The organism is Oleiphilus sp. HI0043 (assembly GCF_001634935.1).
The window spans coordinates 1-1,032 of sequence record NZ_LWEY01000560.1; the positions used below are offsets into that span (position 1 = coordinate 1).

Consider the following 1,032-nt stretch of genomic DNA (forward strand, 5'->3'; position numbering starts at 1 on the left):
GTCAATCACACCCGCTGTTAATCACCACACCCTATGTTAAAGAAGCGATAAATTGTTCATGAAATACAATGCTATCGACAGGCTTTGAATAAAGATAACCCTGAGCTTGAATACAGCCCAGTTTAATTAGTTCACTCTCTTGTGCTTTCGTTTCTACACCTTCAGCAATCAACGAAAGCTTAAAAGTGTCGCCTAAAGAGATTATTGTCTTAATCAAATCACAATATGGGCTTCGAAGGGGTATGTATTAACAGCTAACCTGCCTGACTCTTGGTTACACGTGATAGCCCAAGAAATCGTCGGGCTCACATTTTCGTTTGACGCTTTCACCTTCTTTCTAGTAGAAGTTAAAGTGTCTAAAAATAGAATAAATCTAGAAGAAGCTTATTAACATCCGCCAATGGGACAGGATCTTTGGCGAATAAGACACTCAATCGAGAATGTGAACTTATCGTGGTAGGAATTATCTAGATAATAAAGAGGCATATCTCAGTAACAAGATATGCCTCTAACTTGGTAAACAATTTCAGGATGTATAATTAGAGCGTTGGCACTTTCAAAGTTGACTGTTTATTGCTGCTATATTCAAAATCCACAAAGTAATCGACACCCGTTGGAGATTGATATTGTGGGTCTTTGGTATCAACAGCTAGAACAAGGCGATGACCCGCGGGTACATCGTATGCTGTCGTTACTAGATCGAAGTCGACAGAAATTTTTTCGCCGGAGTTTGTGTCTGGCAATGTAATCGCGCCATGAGTTATTAATTTTCCAACACCCAAAGCATTCATGTCATAAAGATAAGCAACTAGCTGGATCTCATCGTGCTTTGGTTGTATCTGTAGTGATACTGAAGGATTCCCACGTATTTGCATTTCTTCGCTCAGCCAGCTCGATTTCCAATGGATACTTCTAATATCCGAGGCGGCTGGAATACTCGCTAAGATAGGCACCTCTAACTGCTCAAGAATTTGTGATAACAGCGGAATCTGCGTGCTAAATAAGGTACCGGCCCAAGCATTGATTGTGTTG

2 protein-coding genes are annotated in these 1,032 nt (G+C 40.6%); both read right to left on the reverse strand.

Annotated features, from left to right (window positions below):
- Window positions 1–31: 31 nt before the first annotated feature.
- The gene (locus A3729_RS34495) at window positions 32–217 is read right to left on the reverse strand and encodes an EAL domain-containing protein (RefSeq protein WP_068508809.1); all 186 of its coding nucleotides are present in this window, start codon (window positions 215–217) and stop codon (window positions 32–34) included.
- A 322-nt stretch (window positions 218–539) separates the two neighbouring features.
- On the reverse strand, window positions 540–1,032 hold a 493-nt coding region (locus A3729_RS07060; protein WP_304439696.1), incomplete at its 5' end, for a CocE/NonD family hydrolase C-terminal non-catalytic domain-containing protein.